Annotated in this window: 18 protein-coding genes and 2 riboswitches; of the genes, 11 read left to right on the forward strand and 7 right to left on the reverse strand. The window is 73.3% G+C overall.

What is annotated here, in order from left to right; all coding sequences use genetic code 11:
• Positions 1-67 precede the first annotated feature (67 nt).
• The 7 genes from G3I78_RS06835 to meaB all read left to right on the forward strand — a co-directional run bounded on the left by G3I78_RS06835 (position 68) and on the right by meaB (position 9,543).
• Positions 68-964 carry an RNA polymerase sigma-70 factor gene (locus G3I78_RS06835; protein ID WP_164421875.1) on the forward strand — a complete coding sequence of 299 codons (897 nt, stop codon included), beginning with the start codon at positions 68-70 and terminating at the stop codon, positions 962-964.
• 125 nt (positions 965-1,089) lie between these two features.
• Positions 1,090-2,790 (forward strand): FAD-dependent oxidoreductase, encoded by a 1,701-nt coding sequence (locus G3I78_RS06840; RefSeq protein WP_164422129.1) that lies wholly within the window; start codon positions 1,090-1,092, stop codon positions 2,788-2,790.
• A gap of 85 nt (positions 2,791-2,875) precedes the next feature.
• Positions 2,876-3,622: an SDR family oxidoreductase gene (locus G3I78_RS06845; protein WP_164421876.1), complete on the forward strand. Its 747-nt coding sequence runs from the start codon at positions 2,876-2,878 to the stop codon at positions 3,620-3,622.
• A gap of 143 nt (positions 3,623-3,765) precedes the next feature.
• Positions 3,766-4,434 (forward strand): RNA polymerase subunit sigma, encoded by a 669-nt coding sequence (locus tag G3I78_RS06850; RefSeq protein WP_164421877.1) that lies wholly within the window; start codon positions 3,766-3,768, stop codon positions 4,432-4,434.
• Positions 4,435-4,580: 146 nt separating this feature from the next.
• Positions 4,581-6,389 carry a methylmalonyl-CoA mutase family protein gene (locus G3I78_RS06855; RefSeq protein WP_164421878.1) on the forward strand — a complete coding sequence of 603 codons (1,809 nt, stop codon included), beginning with the start codon at positions 4,581-4,583 and terminating at the stop codon, positions 6,387-6,389.
• Positions 6,389-8,563 (forward strand): methylmalonyl-CoA mutase, encoded by a 2,175-nt coding sequence (gene scpA, locus G3I78_RS06860; RefSeq protein WP_164421879.1) that lies wholly within the window; start codon positions 6,389-6,391, stop codon positions 8,561-8,563. Before G3I78_RS06855 ends, scpA begins: the two co-directional genes overlap by 1 nt.
• Positions 8,560-9,543: a methylmalonyl Co-A mutase-associated GTPase MeaB gene (gene meaB, locus G3I78_RS06865; protein ID WP_164421880.1), complete on the forward strand. Its 984-nt coding sequence runs from the start codon at positions 8,560-8,562 to the stop codon at positions 9,541-9,543. Before scpA ends, meaB begins: the two co-directional genes overlap by 4 nt.
• Before the next feature lie 46 nt (positions 9,544-9,589).
• Here meaB and cobN read toward each other — a convergent pair whose 3' ends face one another.
• Complete coding sequence (gene cobN, locus G3I78_RS06870; protein ID WP_164421881.1) at positions 9,590-13,177, reverse strand: cobaltochelatase subunit CobN; 3,588 nt, start codon at positions 13,175-13,177, stop codon at positions 9,590-9,592.
• Between the two features lie 53 nt (positions 13,178-13,230).
• Positions 13,231-13,306, reverse strand: a riboswitch (cobalamin riboswitch).
• 114 nt (positions 13,307-13,420) lie between these two features.
• On the opposite strand from cobN, the gene G3I78_RS06875 reads away from it, so the two are divergent.
• Genes G3I78_RS06875 through G3I78_RS06885 form a run of 3 tightly spaced genes read left to right on the forward strand, consistent with a single transcriptional unit; the run spans position 13,421 to position 16,807 of the window.
• Positions 13,421-14,683, forward strand: a complete 1,263-nt coding sequence (locus tag G3I78_RS06875) for a nitrite/sulfite reductase (protein WP_239157642.1) — start codon at positions 13,421-13,423, stop codon at positions 14,681-14,683.
• On the forward strand, positions 14,673-15,317 hold the full coding sequence (locus G3I78_RS06880) for a precorrin-8X methylmutase (RefSeq protein WP_164421883.1): 645 nt from the start codon (positions 14,673-14,675) through the stop codon (positions 15,315-15,317). Before G3I78_RS06875 ends, G3I78_RS06880 begins: the two co-directional genes overlap by 11 nt.
• A complete protein-coding gene (locus tag G3I78_RS06885; protein WP_164421884.1) occupies positions 15,314-16,807 on the forward strand; it encodes a precorrin-2 C(20)-methyltransferase in 1,494 nt (497 codons plus the stop codon). The genes G3I78_RS06880 and G3I78_RS06885 overlap by 4 nt, the downstream gene beginning before the upstream one ends.
• 12 nt (positions 16,808-16,819) lie before the next feature.
• Here the strand turns inward: G3I78_RS06885 and G3I78_RS06890 are convergent, their stop codons facing one another.
• The 3 genes from G3I78_RS06890 to G3I78_RS06900 form a co-directional block, all read right to left on the reverse strand.
• The gene (locus tag G3I78_RS06890) at positions 16,820-17,443 is read right to left on the reverse strand and encodes a histidine phosphatase family protein (RefSeq protein ID WP_164421885.1); all 624 of its coding nucleotides are present in this window, start codon (positions 17,441-17,443) and stop codon (positions 16,820-16,822) included.
• 84 nt (positions 17,444-17,527) lie between these two features.
• Positions 17,528-18,613 (reverse strand): HoxN/HupN/NixA family nickel/cobalt transporter, encoded by a 1,086-nt coding sequence (locus G3I78_RS06895; RefSeq protein WP_164422130.1) that lies wholly within the window; start codon positions 18,611-18,613, stop codon positions 17,528-17,530.
• Between the two features lie 113 nt (positions 18,614-18,726).
• Positions 18,727-19,476 carry a cobalt-precorrin-6A reductase gene (locus G3I78_RS06900; protein WP_164421886.1) on the reverse strand — a complete coding sequence of 250 codons (750 nt, stop codon included), beginning with the start codon at positions 19,474-19,476 and terminating at the stop codon, positions 18,727-18,729.
• 18 nt (positions 19,477-19,494) lie between these two features.
• Here G3I78_RS06900 and G3I78_RS06905 point away from each other — a divergent pair, with 18 nt between their 5' ends.
• A complete protein-coding gene (locus G3I78_RS06905; RefSeq protein ID WP_164421887.1) occupies positions 19,495-20,610 on the forward strand; it encodes a cobalt-precorrin-5B (C(1))-methyltransferase in 1,116 nt (371 codons plus the stop codon).
• A 23-nt stretch (positions 20,611-20,633) separates the two neighbouring features.
• Here the strand turns inward: G3I78_RS06905 and G3I78_RS52780 are convergent, their stop codons facing one another.
• The 3 genes from G3I78_RS52780 to cbiE are packed head-to-tail and all read right to left on the reverse strand — an operon-like array spanning position 20,634 to position 22,754.
• On the reverse strand, positions 20,634-20,762 hold the full coding sequence (locus G3I78_RS52780; protein WP_275424787.1) for a hypothetical protein: 129 nt from the start codon (positions 20,760-20,762) through the stop codon (positions 20,634-20,636).
• A complete protein-coding gene (gene cobM, locus G3I78_RS06910) occupies positions 20,752-21,501 on the reverse strand; it encodes a precorrin-4 C(11)-methyltransferase (RefSeq protein ID WP_164421888.1) in 750 nt (249 codons plus the stop codon). Before cobM ends, G3I78_RS52780 begins: the two co-directional genes overlap by 11 nt.
• The gene (gene cbiE, locus G3I78_RS06915; protein ID WP_164421889.1) at positions 21,498-22,754 is read right to left on the reverse strand and encodes a precorrin-6y C5,15-methyltransferase (decarboxylating) subunit CbiE; all 1,257 of its coding nucleotides are present in this window, start codon (positions 22,752-22,754) and stop codon (positions 21,498-21,500) included. The genes cobM and cbiE overlap by 4 nt, the downstream gene beginning before the upstream one ends.
• A 155-nt stretch (positions 22,755-22,909) precedes the next feature.
• Positions 22,910-23,094: riboswitch (cobalamin riboswitch) on the forward strand.
• Positions 23,095-23,113 lie beyond the last annotated feature (19 nt).

Consider the following 23,113-nt stretch of genomic DNA (forward strand, 5'->3'; position numbering starts at 1 on the left):
GGTCTGTGAGACTGACCCACGCGGCAGCCGCGACAACCGCACAGAGACCGACAGGTGGAGGACGCCGATGCGTGCCGAGGACGAGCCGGGCGCCCTGGACCGGGCGACCAAGGAGTTCATCGCGGCGCGTCCCCAGCTCTTCGGCATCGCCTACCGCGTGCTCGGCAGCGCGGTGGAGGCCGAGGACATCGTGCAGGAGGCGTGGGTGCGGTGGCAGAACACGGACCGCTCCGACATCCGTGAGCCGACCGCGTTCCTCGCCAAGGTCACCGCGCGGCTTGCGATCAACCTGGCCCAGTCCGCGCGGATGCGGCGCGAGTCGTACACCGGGCCCTGGCTGCCGGAACCGGTCGACACCAGCGCGGATCCGCAACTGGGCGCGGAGCGGGCCGAGGCGCTCGACATGGCGGTGCTGTTCCTGCTGGAGAAGCTGAACCCGGTGGAGCGGGCCGCGTACGTGCTGCGGGAGGCCTTCGACTACCCGTACGACCGGATCGCGGACATCCTGGAGACCAGCCAGGCCAACACCCGTCAGCTGGTGAGCCGGGCCCGCAAGCACCTGGCGGCGGAGCGCAGGGAGCCGGTCGACTCGGGCGCCCACCGGCGGCTCCTGGAGGTGTTCCTCACGGCGGCGCAGACCGGGAACCTGTCGGTGCTGGAGGAGGTCCTGACCGCCGACGTGGTCAGCTACTCCGACGGCGGCGGAATCCGCGGCGCGTCCCGGATCCCGGTGGTCGGGCGCACCCATGTGTCCCGGTACCTGGCGGCGTTCGGCCCGCGTTTCTGGCCCCCGACGCAGGTGCGCTGGGTCGAGGCCAACGGCCGGCCCGCCGTCCTGGTGTCCGTCGGCGAGGACGCCGTGGTGCTGCTGTCCGCGGACGTGTCGGAGCGGGGTGTCGAACGGCTCATGTGGGTCATGAATCCGGCCAAGCTGGCGCCCTACGTCACCTCCCTGGCGAGCTGACGCCCGCCGGCCGGACTGTCACAGATCCCGGTCCCACCCGGTCGTAAGGGGTGGCACCCCAGGCGAGGTGTCACCTCAGGCGATCGGAGCGAACCGTGGCACTCACCGAACGGCATCTGTCCACGATGGTGCTGGTGATCGGCACCGGCGGGGCGGGGCTGCGGGCGTCGATCGAGCTGGCCGAGGCCGGCATCGACGTCCTCGCGGTCGGCAAGCGGCCCAAGGACGACGCCCATACGGCGCTGGCGGCGGGCGGCATCAACGCGGCCCTGGCCACGATGGACCCCGAGGACAGCTGGCAGCAGCACGCGGCCGACACGCTCAAGGAGAGCTATCTGCTGGCCGACCCGCGCACCGTGGAGATCGTCACCCAAGGCGCCGCCCGGGGCATCGACGACCTGGAGCGGTACGGGATGGAGTTCGCCAGGGAGGAGGACGGCCGGATCTCGCAGCGTTTCTTCGGCGCGCACAAGTTCCGCAGGACCGCCTTCGCCGGCGACTACACCGGTCTGGAGATCCAGCGCACGCTCGTCCGGCGGGCGGAGCAGCTCGGCATCCCCGTCCTCGACGGCGTCTACATCACGCGGCTCCTGGTGCACGAGGGGGCCGTCTTCGGGGCCTACGGCTTCGATCTCACCCACGGCACACGTCACGTGATCCACGCGGACGCCGTGATCCTCGCCGCCGGCGGTCACACCCGGATCTGGCGGCGGACGTCCTCGCGGCGCGACGAGAACACCGGTGACTCCTTCCGGCTCGCCGTGGAGGCGGGGGCCCGGCTGCGGGACGCCGAGCTGGTGCAGTTCCATCCCTCCGGGATCATCGAGCCGGAGAACGCGGCCGGGACCCTGGTCAGCGAGGCCGCCAGGGGCGAGGGCGGGGTCCTGCGCAACGCGCTCGGGGAACGCTTCATGGCCCGCTACGACCCCGAGCGGATGGAGCTGTCCACCCGCGACCGCGTGGCCCTGGCCTCGTACACGGAGATCAAGGAGGGCCGCGGGACCCCCAAGGGAGGCGTGTGGCTGGACGTGTCCCATCTGCCCCGGCGGACGATCATGACCCGGCTGCCCCGGGTCTACCAGACCCTGCTGGACCTCCAGATGCTGGACATCACCCGCGACCCGGTCGAGATCGCGCCCACCGCGCACTACTCGATGGGCGGGGTGTGGGTGCGCCCCGAGGACCACAGCACCGACGTACGCGGCCTGTACGCCATCGGTGAGGCGTCGAGCGGGCTGCACGGCGCCAACCGCCTGGGCGGGAACAGCCTGATCGAGCTGCTGGTGTACGGCCGTCTCACCGGCCGGGCCGCTGCCGCCTACTCGCAGTCGCTGACCGCGCAGCCCCGGTCGGCCGCGGCCGTCGCCGAGGCCCGCGCGGAGGTCGACGACCTGCTCGCGGCGGACGGGCCGGAGAACGTGCGCGCCCTCCAGCGCGCCCTGCGCGACACAATGACCGAGCACGCGGGAGTCGTACGCGACGAGGAGGGGCTGCGCACCGGGCTCGCGGAGCTCTCGGTGATCGAGAAGCGGATGCGGGACGTCGGTGTGCACCCGGACATCGCCGGCCACCAGGACCTCGCGCACGCCTTCGACCTCAAGTCCGCCGCCCTGGCGGCCCGGGCCACCCTGGAGTCGGCGCTGGAGCGCCGTGAGACGCGCGGCTGCCACAACCGCAGCGACCATCCGGGCACGGACCCGGCGCTGCGGGTCAACCTCGTGTGGTCCCCGGACGCCGGGGTGACCCGCGAGAGCATTCCCGAGGTTCCCGAGGAGATCTCCGCGCTGATGGAAGAGGTCTCCACCGAGGGAAAGCTCGCCGAATGACCTCCCGCGGCCGGACCCCTGTCACAGACGGAACCGCTGCCCGGTCTCTCCGGGCAGAGACAGAAACCTACGAGAGGACTCCGTGATGAAGGTCGTAGTGATCGGTGGAACCGGGCTCATCGGCTCGAAGGTGGTCGCCGGGCTCGGCGCCCAGGGGCACGAGGCGGTCGCGGCCGCGCCCAACACCGGCGTCAACACGCTGACGGGCGAAGGGCTCGCCGAGGTCCTGCAAGGGGCGTCGGTGGTGGTCGACGTGTCGAACTCGCCGTCGTTCGCGGACGACGCCGTCATGGACTTCTTCCGCACCTCGACGGCCAACCTGCTGAAGGCGGAGACGGAGGCCGGGGTGGCGCATCACGTGGCGCTGTCCGTGGTCGGCACCGACCGGCTCCAGGGCAGCGGGTACTTCCGCGCCAAGCAGGTCCAGGAGGACCTGATCAGGGCGTCCGGCAACCCGTACTCCATCGTCCACGCCACCCAGTTCTTCGAGTTCGCGAAGGGGCTCGCCGACGGGGTCACCGAGGGTGACACCGTGCACCTGCCCGACGCCAGGATCCAGCCCATCGTCTCCGACGACGTGGCCGAGGCCGTCGCCCGTGCCGCGGTCGGCGCACCGGTGGGCGGCGTGGTGGAGGTCGGTGGCCCCGACGTGTTCCAGCTGGAGGAGTTCATCCGCATGGGGCTGACCGCCCTCGACGACCCGCGCAAGATCGTCACGGACCCGCAGGCGACGTACTGGGGCGCGCCGTTGGAGGAGAACACGCTCCTGCCGGGCCCGGACGCGCACATCGCCGGGACCAGGTTCGCGGACTGGCTCGCGCGCCAGTCGTAGTCCCGGAGCGAGCGGCCCCTGCCGACGCGCACGACCGGCGGGGGCCCGTCTTGAGGAGCCCTCTTTCCAGGTGCTTCGCCAGAACGCCCGGTGCTCCCCGACCGGACGAGCACCGCACGCGAGGCACGGGAGGGAGGCCCGGCATGGACGACGCCGAAGTGCTGCCGCTCGCCGAGCTGTTGGAGGAGCGCCGATACCTGGCCGGGGTCGCGGGCCGGCTGCTGGGCGACGCGGTGGCGGCGGAGCAGGTCGTCGACGAGGTCTACCGGCGGTGGTGCGCGCTGCCGGAGGCGGGACGGCGTCGGATGCCGGCGGCGCGCGAGTGGCTGACGCGGACCGCGGTCGCGCTCTGTCTGGTCCCCGGTGCCGCGGCCCGCGACGGCGAGCCGGACGCGGAGTCCGGCTTCTCCGACCGCAGGCACCGCGGACCCGCCACCCCGGAGGAGCACGAGCCGCTCGCCCACGCCTTCGGCCGGGCCTGTCTCACCGAGGACGCCGAGCGGCTGACCGCGCTGCTGGCCCCGGACGCCATCGCGTTCTTCGACGGCGGCGGCAGACTACGGGCGCCGACCCGGCCCGTCCACGGCGGCGGTAGGGTCGCCCGCGGCCTGCTCACCCTTTTGGCCCACCGCCCCCGGACCGTTCTCGCCCCGCACTCCGTCAACGGGCGCACGGGATTCGTCGTGCGCTACGACGATCAGGTCGCCGCCGTCATCTCCGTCGACGTCGCCGACCGCCGCGTCAGCCGGGTCTGGATCGTCCTGAACCCCGAGAAACTCCGCCCCTGGAACCTCCCCCACACAGCCCCCTAAGACCCCGGCGGGCGCATCCACCACAGCCGCAATTATCGCCGTTTACGCAGGTCAAGGGTAGGAGACCGCCGTCACATCGGCATGGAGGGCAAGGTCACATCCGTGCCCTCTGCTGCGCCTTTGTCGATCTGCCCTAGCATCCGAGCATGACGGTCCTGCCTGACGACGGGCTCTCGTTGGCCGCCGAGTTCCCTGACGCGACTCTCGAACAGTGGCACGGCCTGGTGGCCGGCGTCCTGCGGAAGTCGGGCAAGGAAGTCTCCGGCGCGGCAGCTGAGGACGCCCTGTCCACCGCGCTCGAGGACGGGCTGCGCACCCGCCCCCTGTACACCGCGCACGACGCCGCGCCCGACCCCGGCCTCCCCGGCTTCGCCCCCTTCGTCCGCGCGAGCCGCGCCGTGGGCAACACCACGGGCGGCTGGGACGTACGGCAGCAGCACCAGGTCGCCGACAACGCGACCGTGCTGGCCGACCTGGAGAACGGCGTCACCTCGCTCTGGCTGGTCACGGGCGCGGGCGGCATTCCGGTGCCGTCGCTCGACCGGGTCCTGGAAGGGGTCTATCTCGACCTGGCGCCCGTAGCGCTCGACGCGGGCGCCGAAGTCGGGCCCGCCGCACAGGAGTTGCTGCGGCTGCACGAGGAGCGCGGAGTCGCCCGGGACGCGGCGCGCGGCAGTCTCGGCGCCGACCCGCTGGGCCACGAGGCCCGCACCGGGCGGGAGTCGGAGTTCGCGCCGGTCGCCGAACTCGCCCTGCGCTGCGCCGAGTCGTACCCGGGCCTGCGGACCCTGACCGTGGACGCGCTGCCGTACCACGAGGCCGGCGGTTCGGCGGCGCAGGAGCTGGGCTCCTCCCTCGCGACCGGTGTCGCCTATCTGCGGGAGCTGACCGAGGCGGGCCTGAGTGTCGAACAGGCCTGCGCCCAGCTGGAGTTCCGGTACGCGGCGACGGCCGACCAGTTCCTGACGATCGCCAAGCTGCGGGCGGCCAGGCGTCTTTGGGCGCGGGTGGCCGAGGTGTGCGGGGCGCCGGGCGCGGGGGCTCAGGTGCAGCACGCGGTGACCTCGACGGTGATGATGACCCGTCGCGATCCGTGGGTGAACATGCTGCGGGCGACGATCGCCACGCTGGCCGCCGGGGTCGGCGGCGCCGACGCCGTCACCGTGCTGCCCTTCGACCACACGCTCGGCCTGCCGGACGCGTTCGCCCGGCGTATCGCCCGCAACACCTCGACGATCCTGGTCGAGGAGTCGCACCTGTCCCGGGTGATCGACCCGGCGGGCGGCTCCTGGTACGTGGAGCGGCTGACCGACGAACTCGCCGAGGCCGCCTGGCGGTTCTTCCGGACGATCGAGCGCGACGGCGGCCAGGCGGCCGTCCTGCGCTCCGGCCGGCTCCGCACCGACCTGGCCACGACGTGGGCGGCGCGTTCCAAGAAGCTCGCCACGCGGCGCGAACCCATCACCGGCGTCAGCGAGTTCCCGCACCTCGGCGAGAAGCCGGTGGAGCGCTCCCCCGCACCGGCACCCGAGCAGGGCGGCCTGCCGCGCGTGCACCGCGACGAGGCGTACGAGGAGCTGCGCGCCCGCTCCGACGCCCACCTCGCGGCCACCGGGTCCCGCCCGCGTGTCTTCCTGGCGGCGATCGGCCCCGCCGCCGCCCACACCGCGCGCCTGACCTTCGCCGCCAACCTCTTCCAGGCCGGCGGTGTCGAGCCGGTCAGCGAGGGCGGCTTCGAGGAGAGCGGCGCCACCGAGGTCTGCCTCTGCTCCAGCGACGCGCTGTACGAGGAGCAGGCCGACGACGTCGCAGGGACCCTCCGGGCGGCGGGGGCACGGCATGTGTTCCTCGCCGGCCGGCCCGGGCAGTACTCCGGGGTGGACTCCTACGTCTTCGCCGGCTGCGACGCCGTCTCCGTGCTCACCGCCACCCTCGACCGCATGGGAGTGTCCTGATGGGAATCCCCGACTTCACCGGCATCGAGCTGGGGACCCCGACCGTCGACGGCGGCGCCGACGAGTGGCGCACCGCCGTGAAGGACGCCACCCAGGAGACGGAGCCCGTCTGGGAGACGCCCGAGGGCATCGAGGTCAAGCCGCTGTACACCGGCGCCGACCTGGAGGGCCTGGACTTCCTGGAGACGTACCCGGGCGTGGCGCCGTACCTTCGCGGCCCGTATCCGACGATGTACGTCAACCAGCCCTGGACGATCCGCCAGTACGCGGGCTTCTCCACCGCCGAGGAGTCCAACGCCTTCTACCGGCGCAACCTCGCGGCCGGCCAGAAGGGCCTGTCGGTCGCCTTCGACCTGCCCACGCACCGCGGCTACGACAGCGACCATCCGCGGGTGACCGGTGACGTCGGCATGGCGGGCGTGGCGATCGACTCGATCTACGACATGCGGCAGCTGTTCGACGGGATTCCCCTCGACAGGATGACGGTGTCGATGACGATGAACGGCGCCGTGCTGCCGGTGCTGGCGCTGTACATCGTGGCGGCGGAGGAACAGGGCGTGCCGCCCGAGAAGTTGGCCGGGACCATCCAGAACGACATCCTCAAGGAGTTCATGGTCCGCAACACGTACATCTATCCGCCGAAGCCGTCGATGCGGATCATCTCCGACATCTTCGCGTACACCTCGCAGCGGATGCCCCGCTACAACTCGATCTCCATCTCGGGCTACCACATCCAAGAGGCGGGTGCGACGGCCGACCTGGAGCTGGCGTACACGCTCGCGGACGGTGTGGAGTACATCCGTGCGGGCCGGGAGGCGGGTCTGGACGTGGACGCGTTCGCGCCCCGGCTGTCGTTCTTCTGGGCGATCGGCATGAACTTCTTCATGGAGGTCGCCAAGCTGCGGGCGGCGCGCCTGCTGTGGGCGAAGCTGGTCAAGCAGTTCGACCCGCAGAACGCCAAGTCCCTCTCCCTGCGCACCCATTCGCAGACCTCTGGCTGGTCGCTGACCGCGCAGGACGTGTTCAACAACGTCACGCGCACCTGTGTCGAGGCGATGGCGGCGACCCAGGGCCACACGCAGTCGCTGCACACCAACGCCCTCGACGAGGCGCTGGCGCTGCCCACCGACTTCTCGGCGCGCATCGCCCGCAACACCCAGCTGCTGATCCAGCAGGAGTCGGGCACCACCCGGGTCATCGACCCGTGGGGCGGCAGCGCGTACGTCGAGCGGCTGACGTACGACCTCGCCCGCAAGGCCTGGCAGCACATCCAGGAGGTGGAGGCGGCGGGCGGCATGGCGAAGGCGATCGACGCCGGCATCCCCAAGCTGCGCATCGAGGAGGCGGCGGCCCGCACCCAGGCGCGCATCGACTCGGGGCGCCAGCCGGTCATCGGCGTCAACAAGTACCGGGTGGAGAGCGACGAGGCGATCGAGGTCCTCAAGGTCGACAACTCCTCCGTGCGCGCCCAGCAGATCGAGAAGCTGCGGCGGCTGCGCGAGGAGCGGGACGAGACGGCCTGCCGGGACGCGCTGGACGCGCTGACCCGGGCGGCCGACGGCGACGGCAACCTCCTGGAGCTGGCCGTGCACGCGGCCCGCGCGAAGGCGACCGTCGGTGAGATCTCCGACGCCCTGGAGAAGGTGTACGGCCGGCACGCGAGCCAGATCCGTACGATCTCCGGCGTGTACCGCAACGAAGCAGGAGAGTCCCCGTCCGTGGACCGCACCCGCGCCCTGGTCGACGGCTTCGAGGAGGCCGAGGGCCGCAGGCCGCGCATCCTGGTCGCCAAGATGGGCCAGGACGGCCACGACCGCGGCCAGAAGGTGATCGCCACCGCCTTCGCCGACCTCGGCTTCGACGTCGACGTCGGCCCGCTGTTCCAGACCCCGGGCGAGGTGGCCCGCCAGGCCGTGGAGGCGGACGTGCACATCGTCGGCGTCTCGTCCCTGGCCGCCGGTCACCTCACCCTCGTACCGGCGCTGCGCGAGGCGCTGGCCGAGGAGGGCCGGGAGGACATCATGATCGTGGTGGGCGGGGTGATCCCGCCGCAGGACGTGCCGACGCTCCTGGAGATGGGCGCGGCGGCGGTGTTCCCGCCGGGGACGGTGATCCCGGACGCGGCGTACGACCTGGTGGAGCGTCTGTCGGCCGACCTCGGGCACGGGCAGTGATCGATCTCGACGCGTATGTGAAGGGCGTGCTCGACGGCAAGCGGGCGATCGTGGCCCGCGCCATCACGCTCGTCGAGTCGACGCATCCCCGGCACCGGTCGCTGGCGCAGGAGTTGCTCACCGAGCTGCTCCCGCACAGCGGCCGGGCGCGGCGGATCGGGGTCAGCGGTGTGCCGGGCGTGGGCAAGTCGACGTTCATCGACGCGTTCGGCACCATGCTGACCTCGCTGGGGCACCGGGTGGCCGTCCTCGCGGTGGACCCGTCCTCCACGCGTACCGGCGGCTCGATCCTGGGCGACAAGACCCGGATGGAGCGCCTGGCCGTCGACCCGGACGCCTTCGTACGGCCCTCCCCCACCGCGGGCACGCTCGGCGGGGTGGCCAAGGCGACCCGGGAGTCGATCGTGGTGATGGAGGCGGCGGGCTACGACGTCGTGCTCGTCGAGACGGTCGGCGTGGGCCAGTCGGAGACCGCGGTCGCCAACATGGTCGACTCCTTCCTGCTGCTCACCCTGGCCCGCACCGGTGACCAGTTGCAGGGCATCAAGAAGGGTGTCCTGGAGCTGGCGGACGTGATCGCCGTCAACAAGGCGGACGGGCCGCACGAGCGTGATGCCCGGGCCGCCGCACGGGAGTTGACGGGCGCGCTGCGTCTGATGCACGGCAAGGACGCCGCCTGGACCCCGCCGGTGCTCAGTTGCAGCGCCCGCGAGTCGGCGGGCCTGGACACCGTCTGGGAGCGCCTCGAACAGCACCGCGCGCTGCTCGACTCCACGGGCCGCCTCGCCGCCAAGCGCCGCGACCAGCAGGTCGACTGGACGTGGACGATGGTCCGCGACGAACTCCTCGGCCGGCTGCACGCGGACCCGGCCGTCCGCGCCCTCGCTCCCGGCCTCGAACAGCGGGTCAGGAACGGCGAGTTGACGGCGACGCTGGCCGCCGAGGAGATCCTGCGGGCGTTCGGGGGCCGAGCGGACTGACACCAGGGCTCCCGCGGGCCGTGCGCCCGAGGGAGCCCTCGTCACGTCAGTCGCCGCCCTCCAGGTCGCCCTCGGTCTCCAGGTACACCTGCCGCAGCGCGTCCAGCACCGCCGGGTCCGGCTTCTCCCACATCCCGCGCGACTCCGCCTCCAGCAGCCGCTCGGCGATGCCGTGCAGAGCCCAGGGGTTGGCCTCCTGGAGGAACTCGCGGTTGACGGGGTCCAGGACGTACGTCTCGGTGAGCTTGTCGTACATCCAGTCGGCGACCACGCCGGTCGTCGCGTCGTAGCCGAACAAGTAGTCCACGGTGGCGGCGAGTTCGAAGGCCCCCTTGTAGCCGTGGCGGCGCATCGCCTCGATCCACTTGGGGTTGACGACCCGGGCCCGGAAGACCCGGGAGGTCTCCTCCACGAGGGTGCGGGTGCGGACCGTCTCGGGGCGGGTGGAGTCGCCGATGTACGCCTCGGGGGCGGTGCCGCGCAGGGCGCGGACGGTGGCCACCATGCCGCCGTGGTACTGGAAGTAGTCGTCCGAGTCGGCGATGTCGTGCTCGCGGGTGTCGGTGTTCTTCGCGGCCACCGCGATCCGCTTGTACGCCGTCTCCATCTCGTCGCGCGCCGGGCGCCCGTCGAGTTCGCGGCCGTAGGCGTAGCCGCCCCACACCGTGTAGACCTCGGCGAGGTCGGCGTCGGTGCGCCAGTCGCGGGAGTCGATGAGCTGGAGCAGTCCGGCGCCGTAGGTGCCGGGGCGGGAGCCGAAGATGCGGGTGGTGGCCCGGCGTTCGTCGCCGTGGGCGGCGAGGTCGGCCTGGACGTGGGCGCGCACGTGGTTCACCGCGGCCGGTTCGTCCAGGGAGGCGGCCAGGCGTACGGCGTCGTCAAGCAGGCCGATGGTGTGCGGGAAGGCGTCCCGGAAGAAGCCGGAGATGCGCAGGGTGACGTCGATGCGCGGGCGGCCCAACTCCTCCTGGGAGATGGCCTCCAGGCCGGTCACCCGGCGGGAGGCGTCGTCCCAGACGGGGCGGACGCCGAGCAGGGCGAGGGCTTCGGCCACGTCGTCGCCCGCGGTGCGCATGGCGCTCGTGCCCCACAGCGAGAGGCCGACGGAGGTGGGCCATTCGCCGTTGTCGGTGCGGTAGCGCTCGACCAGCGAGTCGGCGAGCGCCTGGCCGGTCTCCCAGGCGAGCCGCGACGGTACGGCCTTGGGGTCGACGGAGTAGAAGTTGCGGCCGGTCGGCAGGACGTTGACCAGTCCGCGCAGCGGGGAGCCCGAGGGGCCGGCCGGGACGAAGCCGCCGGCCAGCGCGTGCACGGTGTGGTCGAGTTCGGCCGTGGTGGCCGACAGCCGCGGCACGACCTCGCGGGCCGCGAACTCCAGGACGGCGGCGACCTGTTCGCCGTGCGACGAGGGAACGGCGGCCGGGTCCCAGTCCGCGTCCTCCATCGACTGCACCAGGGCGCGGGCCTGTTCCTCCGCCGCGTCGGCCGTCGTACGGGTCGCGGCGGACTCGTCCAGGCCGAGGGCCTCGCGCAGACCGGGCAGCGAGGTGGTGCCACCCCAGATCTGGCGGGCGCGCAGGATGGCGAGGACGAGGTTGACGCGGTCGCCCCCGGCGGGCGGGTTGCCCAGGACGTGCAGGCCGTCGCGGATCTGGGCGTCCTTGACCTCGCAGAGCCAGCCGTCGACGTGCAGCAGGAAGTCGTCGAAGCCGTCGTCGTCGGGCCGGTCGGCCATGCCGAGGTCGTGGTCGAGCTTGGCGGCCTGGATGAGCGTCCAGATCTGGGCGCGGATCGCGGGGAGCTTCGCCGGGTCCATCGAGGAGATCTGGGCGTACTCGTCGAGGAGTTGCTCCAGGCGCGCGATGTCGCCGTAGGAGTCGGCGCGGGCCATCGGCGGGACGAGGTGGTCGACGAGGGTGGCGTGGACGCGGCGCTTGGCCTGGGTGCCCTCGCCGGGGTCGTTGACGAGGAAGGGGTAGATCAGCGGCAGGTCGCCGAGGGCGGCGTCGGGGCCGCAGGCGGCGGAGAGGCCGGAGTTCTTGCCGGGCAGCCACTCGAGGTTGCCGTGCTTGCCGAGGTGGATCATCGCGTCGGCGCCGAAGCCGCCGTCCTCGGCGCGGGCCGCGATCCAGCGGTAGGCGGCCAGGTAGTGGTGGGAGGGCGGGAGATCGGGGTCGTGGTAGATCGCGATCGGGTTCTCGCCGAAGCCGCGCGGGGGCTGGATGAGGATCAGCAGGTTCCCGAAGCGGAGGGCGGCGAGCACGATGTCGCCCTCGGGGTTGCGGCTGCGGTCGACGAACATCTCGCCGGGCGCGGGACCCCAGTGCTCCTCGACGGCCGTGCGCAGCCGCTCGGGGAGCGTGGCGAACCAGCGCCGGTAGTCCGCGGCCGGGATGCGCACCGGGTTGCGGGCCAGCTGCTCCTCGGTGAGCCAGTCCTGGTCGTGCCCTCCGGCCTCGATGAGCGCGCGGATCAGCTCGTCGCCGTCCCCGGAGACCAGCCCGGGCACGTCGGCGCCGGAGAAGTCGTAGCCCTCCTCGCGCAGGCGCCGCAGCAGGGCGACCGCGCTGGCGGGGGTGTCCAGGCCGACCGCGTTGCCGATCCGGGAGTGCTTGGTCGGGTAGGCGGACAGCACGAGGGCCACCCGCTTCTCGGCGGCCGGGATGTGCCGAAGCCGTGCGTGGCGTACGGCGATCCCGGCGACGCGGGCCGCGCGCTCGGGGTCGGCGACGTAGGCGGGCAGGCCGTCGGCGTCGATCTCCTTGAAGGAGAACGGCACGGTGATCAGACGGCCGTCGAACTCGGGGACGGCGATCTGGCTGGCCGCGTCCAGCGGGGAGACGCCCTCGTCGCTGTCCTCCCAGTCGGCGCGCGAGCCGGTCAGGCACAGCGCCTGGAGGATCGGTACGTCAAGGCCGGTCAGCGCGCCGGCGTCCCAGGACTCGTCGTCGCCGCCCGCGGAGGCCTCGGCAGGCCTGGTGCCGCCCGCGGCGAGGACGGTGGTGACGACGGCATCGGCGGCCCCGAGCGCCTCGATCAGCTCGGGCTCGGGGGCCCGCAGCGAGGCGACGTACAGCGGGAGCGCGCGGGCGCCCGCGTCCTCGATCGCGTCGCACAGGGCGCCCACGAAGGCGGTGTTGCCGCTCATGTGGTGGGCGCGGTAGTAGAGCACGGCGACCGTCGGACCGTCCGCGGCCCGGGACTCGCGCTCCAGCGGGCCCCAGCTCGGCGCGGGCGCGGGCGGCTCGAAGCCGTGGCCGGTGAGCAGGACGGTGTCGGACAGGAAGCGGGCGAGCTGCTCCAGGTTGGCGGGGCCGCCGTGGGCGAGATAGGCGTGGGCCTCGGCGGCGATGCCGACGGGGACCGTGGAGGCGGCCATCAGCTGGGCGTCCGGGGCCTGTTCGCCGGTGAGGACGACGACCGGGCGGCCGTCGGCGCGCAGCAGGTCGAGACCGTCCTGCCAGGCGCGCAGCCCGCCGAGGAGGCGTACGACGACGAGGTCGGCGCCGTCGAGGAGTGCGGGCAGGTCGTCGAGCGGGAGCCGGGCGGGGTTGGCGAACCGGTACGGGACCGGGCCGGTGGCCGCGCGGGCGCTGAGCAGGTCGGTGTCGGACGTCGACAGCAGGAGGATCATGCGGCGTCGGCCTTCCTCGGGGTGTCCGCGCCCCGGGCGGTGTCGGACGGCGGGAGTTCCTGACTCGCCCGGCCCTCGCGGGACGGGCTCACAGTGGCGGGACCGCGCCGGAGTCGCACCGGCTTCCTCCCCTGTCGCCGTCGTGGCGTCGGCGGACCGGATGATCCACCGAGGAGCATAGTAAGGGGCGGGGGAAGAGGGCAGGCCATACAGCCCCGGGGGACGGTGGGTATGCTCGCCGCCATGTCCACGCCGTCCCGCCGTCCGTCGTCCCAGGCCACAGCCGTCCCCCGGGACCGCGCCGACGCCTGCCCGGGCGCGCTGCGGCTGCACACGGCGGACGACGGCGCGCTCGCGCGGATCCGGATACCCGGGGGTGTGCTGAGCGTCGGCCAGGCCCGGGAGCTGGGGGCGGCGGCCGGTGAACTGGGCGACGGCGAGCTGCACTTGACCTCGCGGGGCAATGTCCAGCTGCGCGGTCTGCGGCCCGGCTGCGGCGCGGACCTGGCCGCCCGGCTGGAGTCGGCCGGGCTGCTGCCCTCGTGGCGCCACGAGCGGGTGCGCAATGTCGTGGCCTCTCCGCTGTCCGGCCTCGACGGCCGGGGCCTGGCCGACGTACGGCCGTGGCTGCGGGCGTTGGACGAGCTGGTCTGTGCGAGCGAGGCGGCGGCCCGGCTGTCCGGGCGGTTCCTGTTCGCGCTCGACGACGGGCGCGGTGACGTGGCGGGGCTCGGCGCGGACGTGACGCTGCGGGCCGCGCCGGACGGGACCGCGTGGCTGCGGATCGGCGCCTCGGACGCCGTCGCCGTCGTGAGCGCCGAGGACGCGCCCCGGGCCGTGCTGCTGGCCGCGGAGGTGTTCCTGGAGGCGAGCGGCGGCCAGGTCTGGCGGGTGGCCGAACTCCCCTGCCCCGCAGATGAGTTGCTGGGCGAGGTCGTACGACGGTCGGGGGCCGTGCAGGCCTCGCCGGTCTGGTCCCTGGCGGGCGGGCAGCCGTCCCCGGGGCCCGTCACCGGACCCGACGGCACGACAAGCCTGTCGGTCCTCGCCCCGCTGGGCCGTCTGACCGCCGTCCAGTGGGCCGCGGTGACGGCGGCCGCCTCCGGTGAGCTGCGTCTGACCCCGTGGCGCGGAGTGATCATTCCCACAGTGCCGGCCGACCGGCTCCCCGCACTGGAATCCTCGGGGCTGGTCACCGACCCGGGCTCCGCCTGGCTCGGTGTCGGCGCCTGCATCGGGCGGCCCGGCTGCGCCAAGTCGCGGGCGGACATCCGTACGGACGCGGCCGGCTCGCTCACCACGGGCGGCGGGCTGCCCGCGTACTGGTCCGGCTGCGAGCGGCGCTGCGGCCGGCCGCGCGGTGACCATGTCGACGTCGTCGCCCGGGACGGCGGCGGCTACCGGATCTCCGTGGTCCGCGGCGGCCGGGAGGACGCCACGACCACGACCGACAACCCCCTTCAGCTCGCCGCCGCACTGGCGGCGGCCCGCACGCATGACCAGTAGGAGCACGGTGTTCGAGTACGAGAAGGACGGCGCGGCGATCTACCGCCAGTCCTTTGCCACCATCCGCGCGGAGGCGGACCTCGCGGGGCTGCCCGCCGACGTCGGCCAGGTCGCGGTCCGGATGATCCACGCCTGCGGGATGGTGGACCTCGTGCGGGACCTGTCCTACACGCCCGCCGTGGTGGCCCGAGCCCGCGAGGCCCTGCGCTCCGGCGCGCCGATCCTCACGGACGTCCGGATGGTGGCCAGCGGAGTGACCCGCAAGCGGCTGCCCGCCGACAACGACGTGCTGTGCACGCTCTCCGACCCGGCCGTCCCCGACCTGGCGGCGAAGCTGGGCACCACGCGCAGCGCCGCCGCGCTGGAGCTGTGGCGGGACCGGCTGGAGGGCGCGGTGGTGGCCGTCGGGAACGCACCGACCGCGCTGTTCCGCCTCCTGGAGATGATCGAGGAGGGCGCGCCCCGGCCGGCCGCCGTCATCGGCGTTCCGGTGGGCTTCGTGGGCGCCGCCGAGTCGAAGGACGCGCTCGCCGCACATCCGTCCGGCCTTGAGCATCTGATCATCCGTGGCCGTCGCGGGGGCAGCGCCATCGCCGCCGCCGCGCTCAACGCGATCGCGAGCGAGGAAGAGTGAGCGGGAAGCTGTACGGCGTCGGGCTGGGCCCCGGCGACCCGTCCCTGATGACCGTCCGGGCCGTCGAGGTGATCGCCGAGGCCGATGTGATCGCGTATCACAGTGCCCGGCACGGCAGGTCCATCGCGCGGTCGATCGCGGCGAGGCACCTCACGGAACGGCACATCGAGGAGCCGCTGGTCTACCCGGTCACCACCGAGACCACCGATCACCCCGGCGGCTACCGGGGCGCCATCGACGACTTCTACGCCGAGGCGGCGGAGCGGCTCGCCGCGCACCTCGACGCGGGCCGTACGGTCGCCGTCCTCGCCGAGGGCGACCCGCTCTTCTACGGCTCCTACATGCACATGCACAAGCGGCTCGCCGACCGCTACGACACCGAGGTCATCCCCGGTGTCACCTCCGTGTCCGCCGCCGCGGCCCGCCTGGGCACCCCGCTCGCGGAGGGCGAGGAGGTGCTGACGATCCTGCCGGGCACGCTGCCCGAGGAGGAGCTGGCCGCCCGGCTCGCCGCCACCGACGCGGCCGTGGTGATGAAGCTGGGCCGCACCTTCACCAAGGTCCGCGGTGCGCTGGAGAGTTCGGGGCGGCTCGCCGAGGCCCGGTACGTCGAGCGGGCCACCATGAGCGGTGAGCGGCTGGCCGAACTCGCCGACGTGACACCGGAGTCGGTGCCGTACTTCGCGGTGGCCGTGCTGCCGAGCCAGGTCGACGCCGAGCCTCCCGTACGGGAGCTGGGCGAGGTCGTCGTGGTCGGTACCGGTCCGGCCGGGCCGCTGTGGCTGACGCCCGAGACGCGGGGCGCGCTGGCCGCCGCCGACGATCTGGTCGGCTACACCACCTACCTGGACCGGGTGCCGGTCCGTCCCGGTCAGCTGCGGCACGGCTCGGACAACCGGGTGGAGGCCGAGCGCGCCGAGTTCGCGCTCCAGCTCGCCCGGCGGGGGCGGCGGGTGGCCGTCGTCTCCGGGGGCGACCCGGGGGTCTTCGCGATGGCCACGGCCGTCCTGGAGGCCGCCTCGGAGCAGGAGTACGCCGACATCCCGGTGCGGGTGCTGCCGGGGGTGACCGCCGCCAACGCGGCCGCCGCGCGCGCGGGCGCCCCGCTCGGGCACGACTACGCCACGATCTCCCTCTCCGACCGGCTCAAGCCCTGGGGGGTCATCGCCGAGCGGCTGCACGCGGCGGCCGCGGCCGACCTGGTGCTCGCCCTGTACAACCCCGGCTCCCGCAGCCGCACTTGGCAGGTCGGCAAGGCGCGTGAGCTGCTTCTGGAGCACCGGGCGCCGGACACCCCGGTCGTGGTCGCGCGGGACGTCGGCGGCTCCGACGAGCGGGTGCGGATCGTACGGCTGGCCGACCTGGACCCGGCCGAGGTCGACATGCGCACGATCCTGCTGGTGGGTTCCTCGCAGACTCGGACCGTGCGGCGCGGGAACGGCGAGGAGATCGTCTGGACGCCTCGCCGCTATCCGGAGCCGGGCGTGTAGCGGTCGCGTCCCTCACACGTGCTGTCCGGCGGGGAAGCCGGTCCAGCGCAGGTCGGCCGGCAGATGCCGCATGTCGTTGCTGACGACGAGGGTGGCGGGGCGGCCGGGCGCGTACCGGATGACGGTGAGGGCGGCGTTGGCGTGGTTCAGGCCGAGCCAGCGCCACTCCGGCGCGAGCAGGGCGTCCCGGACCAGCCAGGCGACCAGGAAGTTGTGGGTGACGACCAGTTCGTGGCGGTCCTCGGTGCCGGCCACGGGTCCGGTGAACAGCTCCTGCGCGCGGCGGGCCAGTACGGGTCCTTGTGCGCGTTCCTCGTCGGTGACGTCGGCGAGGAAGCGGAGGAAGAAGTCCGCGGAGTCGGCGGGGAGTTCGGCCCGCGCCGGGAAGTGGGGGACGTAGTCGCCGGCCGCCGCCTCCTGACGCAGGGGTACGTTCCCGAGCTGGTCGGCGACCAGCCGCGCGGTCTGCCGGGCACGGGGCAGCGGGCTGTGGTGGACGGCCGTGAGCGGGACGCCCCGCAGGCGCTGTCCGAGCAGGGCGGCCTGCCGGCGGCCGTTGTCCGAGAGCCCGCTCTGGTCCTGCGTCGCCTCGCCGTGCCGGGCGAGGTAGAGGTGACGGGTGGCCGTGCCGGTCATCGCACACTCCTGGGCGTCCGCTGTCGGTCCTGTGCCCCGGGGGACGCCGCCGCCTTCCGTGCCGGTTCCCTCGGCCTCGCGGCGCTATTCGGCGCCCTGTTCGGCGGGGACGGCTCCCTGGGCCAGGCCCGCGGTCCACTTCTCCTCGATGCGGCCGACCTTCCACACCAGCAGGGCGACGACCCAGGTGGCGAAGAACAGGCCGACGATGACGTATCCGACGATGTTGAGGTCGAGGCCGGAGACCCAGTCCCAGAAGGGGCCGTGCAGGTTCGCCTTGTCGGCGATCAGGCCCAGGAGTTCGACCGTGCCGATGAGGAGGGCGACGGCGACGGACAGGCCGGTGATGGTGAGGTTGTAGTAGACCTTGCGGACCGGCTTGGAGAAGGCCCAGCCGTAGGCGAAGTTCATGAACGAGCCGTCGATCGTGTCCAGCAGCGACATGCCGGCCGCGAACAGGACCGGCAGGCAGAGAATCGCGTACCAGGGCAGTCCGGAGGCGGCGCCGGAGCCGGCGAGGACGAGCAGCGCGATCTCGGTGGCGGTGTCGAAGCCGAGGCCGAACAGCAGGCCCAGCGGGTACATCTGCCAGGGCTTGGTGATCGACTTCATGACGCGGCCGAGGAGGCGGTTCATGAAGCCGCGCTTGTCGAGCTGCTCCTCAAGCGCGGCCTCGTCGAAGTGGCCGGTGCGCATCTGCCGGAAGACCTTCCAGATGCCGGCCAGGATCACGATGTTGATGATCGCGATGACGTAGAGGAAGGTGCCGGAGACGGTGGTGCCGATCCAGCCCGTGACGTCGTGCAGCCCGGAGTCGTCGTTCTGGACCGGGTCCGCGAGCGCCTTGACGCCGAGGGAGAGCAGGAAGGCCAGCGCGAAGACGATGCTGGAGTGGCCGAGGGAGAACCAGAAACCCACCGAGAGCGGGCGCTGGCCGTCGTTCATCAGCTTGCGGGTGGTGTTGTCGATCGCCGCGATGTGGTCGGCGTCGAAGGCGTGCCGCATGCCGAGGGTGTACGCGGTGACCCCGATGCCGATGCCGAACGTCTTGGTGCCGAGGTCGTAGTGCTCGGGTGCGACGATCGCGACCAGGGTGAACCAGCCGATGACGTGCAGGGCGAGGATGAACGCGGCCATGCCGGCGAGGCTCGTCCACTCCTTGCGGGTCATGGAGGTGCGCACGCGGTGCCAGGTCGGGGAGGGGATCTTCTCAGCCACACGCACCAGCTTGCTGCACATAGGTTGCAGGTAACACTGGTCCGCGGCAAAGCTCGGGTCAGGTTTCAGCCAGCGTCCGGGAAAGTGCTGACCAGCCACTCCCGCGCCTGTTCGGGGCCCTCGACGACCCGTACCCCCTCGGGCACCGGCGGCCTGCGCACCACGACCACGGGCAGCCCGGCCTCGCGGGCCGCGGTCAGTTTCGGCGCGGTGGCCGCTCCCCCGCTGTCCTTCGTCACGACGACGTCGATCCGGTGCCGGCGCAGCAGCTCCCGCTCCCCCTCCAGCGTGAAGGGGCCGCGGTCGAGCAGCACCTCCGTCCGGGGCGGGACGGGCGGCTCCGGCGCGTCCACGGACCGTACGAGGAACCACAGGTCGGTCAGGTCCGCGAAGGCGGCCAGGCCCATGCGCCCGGTGGTCAGGAACACCCGTCCGCCGAGCCCGGGCAGCAGCAGCGCCGCCTGCTCCAGGGAGCCGGTCTCGTGCCAGTCGTCACCCGGCACGGGGACCCAGCCGGGCCGCCGGAGCGCGAGCAGGGGAACATGGGCGGTGGCGGCGGCCAGCGCCGCGTTGAAACTGATGGTCCCGGCGAAAGGGTGCGTGGCGTCGATGAGCGCGTCCACCTCGTGCTCGCGCAGCCACCGCGCGAGGCCCTCGGCCCCGCCGAATCCGCCCACGCGCACCTCGCCGGGCGGCAGCCGGGGTGCGGCCACCCGGCCGGCCAGGGAGTTCGTCACCCTGAGGCCACTTCCGGCCGCCAGCAGCTCGGCGAGGCGGCGGGCCTCGGTGGTGCCGCCCAGGATCAGTACGTGCACGAGAGTTCGGTTCCCTTCATGAATGAGCCCAAGGGCGGTCGCGGCGCCCAGCTGAAGCACACCGGTCTACGGCCCGGCTGGACCACCGGCGCCTGCGCGACCGCGGCGACGACGGCCGCGTACACCGCGCTGCTGACCGGTGATTTCCCCGACCCGGTGACGATCACCCTGCCCAAGGGGCAGACACCGGCGTTCGCCCTGGCGGCCGAGGAGCTGATGGACGGACACGCCATGGCCGGGATCGTGAAGGACGCGGGCGACGACCCGGACGTCACCCACGGCGCGCTGGTCCGCGCCACGGTACGGCGACTGCCCGCCGGGGCCGGGGTGGTCTTCAGGGCGGGGCCCGGGGTGGGCACGGTCACCCGGCCCGGACTGCCCCTGCCGGTCGGCGAACCGGCCGTCAACCCGGTGCCCCGTCAGATGATGCGGGACCACGTCGCCGAGGTCGCCGCGCGGCACGGCGGCACGGGTGACGTCGAGATCACCGTCTCCGTGGACCACGGCGAGGAGATCGCCCGCTCCACCTGGAATCCGCGTCTCGGTATCCTCGGCGGGCTGTCCATCCTGGGGACCACGGGGATCGTGGTGCCGTACTCCTGCTCGGCGTGGATCGACTCCATCCGGCGCGGGGTGGACGTGGCCCGGGCGGCGGGGCGCACCCATGTGGCCGGCTGCACGGGCTCGACCTCGGAGAAGACGGTCGTCGCCGCGTACGGGCTGCCCGAGGACGCGCTGCTCGACATGGGCGACTTCGCGGGCGCGGTCCTGAAGTACGTCCGCCGCCATCCGGTGGACCGGCTGACGATCTGCGGCGGCTTCGCCAAGCTCTCCAAGCTGGCCGCCGGCCATCTGGACCTGCACTCCGCCCGCTCCCAGGTCGACAAGGGCTTCCTCGCCGGACTGGCCCGCCGGGGCGGTGCGGACGCGGCCCTGGCCGGCGAGGTCGCGGAGGCCAACACGGGGCTGGCCGCCCTCCAGCTGTGCGCGGCGGCCGGGGTCCCGCTCGGCGACCTGGTGGCCGTCGCCGCCCGCGACGAGGCCCTGGCGGTGCTGCGGGGCGCGCCCGTCGCGGTGGACGTGATCTGCATCGACCGGGCGGGGACGATCGTGGGCCGCAGCGCGGTGGCCTGACCGGGGGCTCGGAGCCCGCCCGGTCACGCCCGGGCCGTCCCCGCCCCGGGGCGGACCGCGTCGGGGGCGACGCCCCGCGGGTGGACCAGGGCGTCCGGCGGGAGGACCGCCTCGGCGGCGTCCCGCATTCGCATGGTCTGCTCAGCAGACATGGCGCTCCCGGTCCGGCGAGTAGAGGTGGCTGTCCCGGAACTGCTCGGCGCCGAGCGTGCGCCCGACCATGATCACGGCCGTGCGCAGCACCCCGGCCTCCTTCACCTTCGCGGCGATCTCGTCGAGCGTGCCCCGGATGATCAGCTCCTCGGGCCGGGAGGCGTAGGCGACCACGGCCGTGGGGCAGTCGGCGCCGTAGTGCGGGAGCAGCTCGTCGACCACGCGGTCCACGTACTTGGCGGCGAGGTGCAGCACGATCAGCGCGCCGCTTCGGCCGAGGGTGGCCAGGTCCTCGCCGTCCGGCATGGCGGTGGCCCGGTTGGCGATACGGGTGAGGATGACGGTCTGGCCGACGGTCGGGACGGTCAGCTCCCGCTTCAGGGAGGCCGCGGCGGCGGCGAACGCGGGCACGCCGGGCACCACCTCGTACGGCACCCCGGCCGCGTCGAGGCGCCGCATCTGCTCGGCGACCGCGCTGAACACCGACGGGTCGCCCGAGTGCAGCCGCGCCACGTCGTGTCCCTCCTCGTGCGCGCGGACCAGCTCGGCGGTGATCTCGTCCAGGTCGAGCTGCGCGGTGTCCACCAGCCGGGCGTCCGGCGGGCATTCGGCGAGCAGTTCGCGCGGCACCAGGCTGCCCGCGTACAGGCAGACCCCGCAGGCGGCGAGGGTACGGGCGCCGCGCACCGTGATCAGGTCGGCGGCGCCGGGGCCGGCTCCGATGAAGTACACGGTCATCTGTCAGCTCCTGGTTCGGGGTTCTTCTGTACGGCCCACTGCGTGACCGGCATCGCCTGCCGCCACCCGGTGAAGGCGCCGACCGGCACGGCGTGCGCCACCGCGAGCCTGACCAGCTCACCGCCGAAGCGCCGACGGGCGTCGGCGAGCAGTGCCTCCGACTCCAGCGTCACGGTGTTGGCCACGAGCCGTCCGCCTGCGGGCAGCGCCGCCCAGCAGGCGTCGAGGAGGCCGGGCGCGGTGAGGCCGCCGCCGATGAACACGGCGTCGGGCGGCGGGAGTTCGGCCAGTACGGCGGGGGCCTGGCCCGTGACGACTTGAAGTGTCGGCACGCCGAGCCGGTCGGCGTTGCGGCCGATGCGCTCGGCGCGGACCGGGTCCCGCTCGACGGTGACCGCCCGGCAGGAGGGGTGGGTGCGCATCCACTCGATCGCGATCGAGCCGGACCCGCCGCCGATGTCCCACAGGAGTTCACCGGGGGCGGGGGCCAGCACACCGAGCGTGGCGGCCCGGACGTGGCGCTTGGTGAGCTGGCCGTCGTGCTCGTACGCCTCGTCGGGCAGTCCCGGTACCGCGCCGAGGCGCGAGGTGCCGGGGGCGCGACGGCACTCGACGGCGACGAGGTTGAGCGGGTCGCCGGACTCCTCGCGCCAGTCGTCGGCGGTGGCCGGGGCGGTCGTACGTTCCCTCGCGCCACCGAGCTGTTCCAGGACCCGCATCCGGCTCGGGCCGAACCCGCGGTCCCTGAGCAGGGCGGCGACCTCGCCCGGGGTGGCGGCGTCGGCGCTGAGCACCAGGAGGCGGCGGCCCTCGTGCAGGGCGGCGGCGAGCCGGGCGGTGGGACGGCCGACGAGGGTGACGACCTCGACGTCCTCCAGCGGCCAGCCGAGCCGGGCACAGGCGTACGACACGGACGACGGATGGGGCAGCACGCGCACGGCCTCGGCGCCCGCGACCTCGGTCAGGGCGCGTCCGATGCCGTAGAACATGGGGTCGCCGCTGGCCAGGACGGCGATCCGGCGGCCGGTGTGCGCGGCGAGCAGGCCGGGGACCGCGGGCCGCAGGGGTGAGGGCCAGGCGATCCGCTCCCCCGTGCACTCGGGCGGGAGCAGGTCCAGTTGGCGGGGGCCGCCGAGGAGGACCTCCGCGTCGAGGAGTGCGGCGCGGGAGTCTTCCGGGACGCCCGGCCAGCCGTCGGCGCCGATCCCGACGACGGTCACGGTGGCGGGCGGGTCGGGGCGTGCGGGGGTCACTGCGCGATACCTCGGGGCTCGGACGGTCAACGGAGACGCACTTTACGGGGCGGTGGCCTGGGCGTCTTCGGTCGGGTGGGCACTGCCGGGGCCCCTGCGGTGTGCCGCACCCGGGGCGGTCTTGGCCTGTGCTTGCCACTCCCTTGATGCGGGCATTACTGTCACCACGCCTTGGTGAACGGGAAATCCGGTGTGATGCCGGTGCGGCCCTCGCCACTGTGATCGGGAAGTCCGGCTCCGGCCCTCAGGGGCAGCCACTGGGTCCTCCAGACCCGGGAAGGCGGAGCACGGGCGGTGGTACCCGTGAGCCAGGAGACCGGCCAAGGCGCGTCAACCATCCACGAGGTGCTGGAGAGGGT

The organism is Streptomyces sp. SID13726 (assembly GCF_010548375.1).
Taxonomy (GTDB): Bacteria; Actinomycetota; Actinomycetes; order Streptomycetales; family Streptomycetaceae; genus Streptomyces.

What these genes read in the sequence shown, in the direction of transcription:
- G3I78_RS06895 (WP_164422130.1), bottom strand. Translation starts at nt 18,613, where the DNA reads ATGACCCGCAAGGAGTGGACGAGCCTCGCCGGCATGGCCGCGTTCATC.
- G3I78_RS06850 (WP_164421877.1), top strand. Translation starts at nt 3,766, where the DNA reads ATGGACGACGCCGAAGTGCTGCCGCTCGCCGAGCTGTTGGAGGAGCGC.
- G3I78_RS06855 (WP_164421878.1), top strand. Translation starts at nt 4,581, where the DNA reads ATGACGGTCCTGCCTGACGACGGGCTCTCGTTGGCCGCCGAGTTCCCT.
- G3I78_RS06845 (WP_164421876.1), top strand. Translation starts at nt 2,876, where the DNA reads ATGAAGGTCGTAGTGATCGGTGGAACCGGGCTCATCGGCTCGAAGGTG.
- G3I78_RS06890 (WP_164421885.1), bottom strand. Translation starts at nt 17,443, where the DNA reads ATGACCGGCACGGCCACCCGTCACCTCTACCTCGCCCGGCACGGCGAG.
- G3I78_RS06835 (WP_164421875.1), top strand. Translation starts at nt 68, where the DNA reads ATGCGTGCCGAGGACGAGCCGGGCGCCCTGGACCGGGCGACCAAGGAG.
- G3I78_RS06905 (WP_164421887.1), top strand. Translation starts at nt 19,495, where the DNA reads ATGAATGAGCCCAAGGGCGGTCGCGGCGCCCAGCTGAAGCACACCGGT.
- cobN (WP_164421881.1), bottom strand. Translation starts at nt 13,177, where the DNA reads ATGATCCTCCTGCTGTCGACGTCCGACACCGACCTGCTCAGCGCCCGC.
- G3I78_RS06880 (WP_164421883.1), top strand. Translation starts at nt 14,673, where the DNA reads ATGACCAGTAGGAGCACGGTGTTCGAGTACGAGAAGGACGGCGCGGCG.
- cobM (WP_164421888.1), bottom strand. Translation starts at nt 21,501, where the DNA reads ATGACCGTGTACTTCATCGGAGCCGGCCCCGGCGCCGCCGACCTGATC.
- G3I78_RS06875 (WP_239157642.1), top strand. Translation starts at nt 13,421, where the DNA reads ATGTCCACGCCGTCCCGCCGTCCGTCGTCCCAGGCCACAGCCGTCCCC.
- G3I78_RS06840 (WP_164422129.1), top strand. Translation starts at nt 1,090, where the DNA reads ATGGTGCTGGTGATCGGCACCGGCGGGGCGGGGCTGCGGGCGTCGATC.
- scpA (WP_164421879.1), top strand. Translation starts at nt 6,389, where the DNA reads ATGGGAATCCCCGACTTCACCGGCATCGAGCTGGGGACCCCGACCGTC.
- G3I78_RS52780 (WP_275424787.1), bottom strand. Translation starts at nt 20,762, where the DNA reads ATGTCTGCTGAGCAGACCATGCGAATGCGGGACGCCGCCGAGGCGGTC.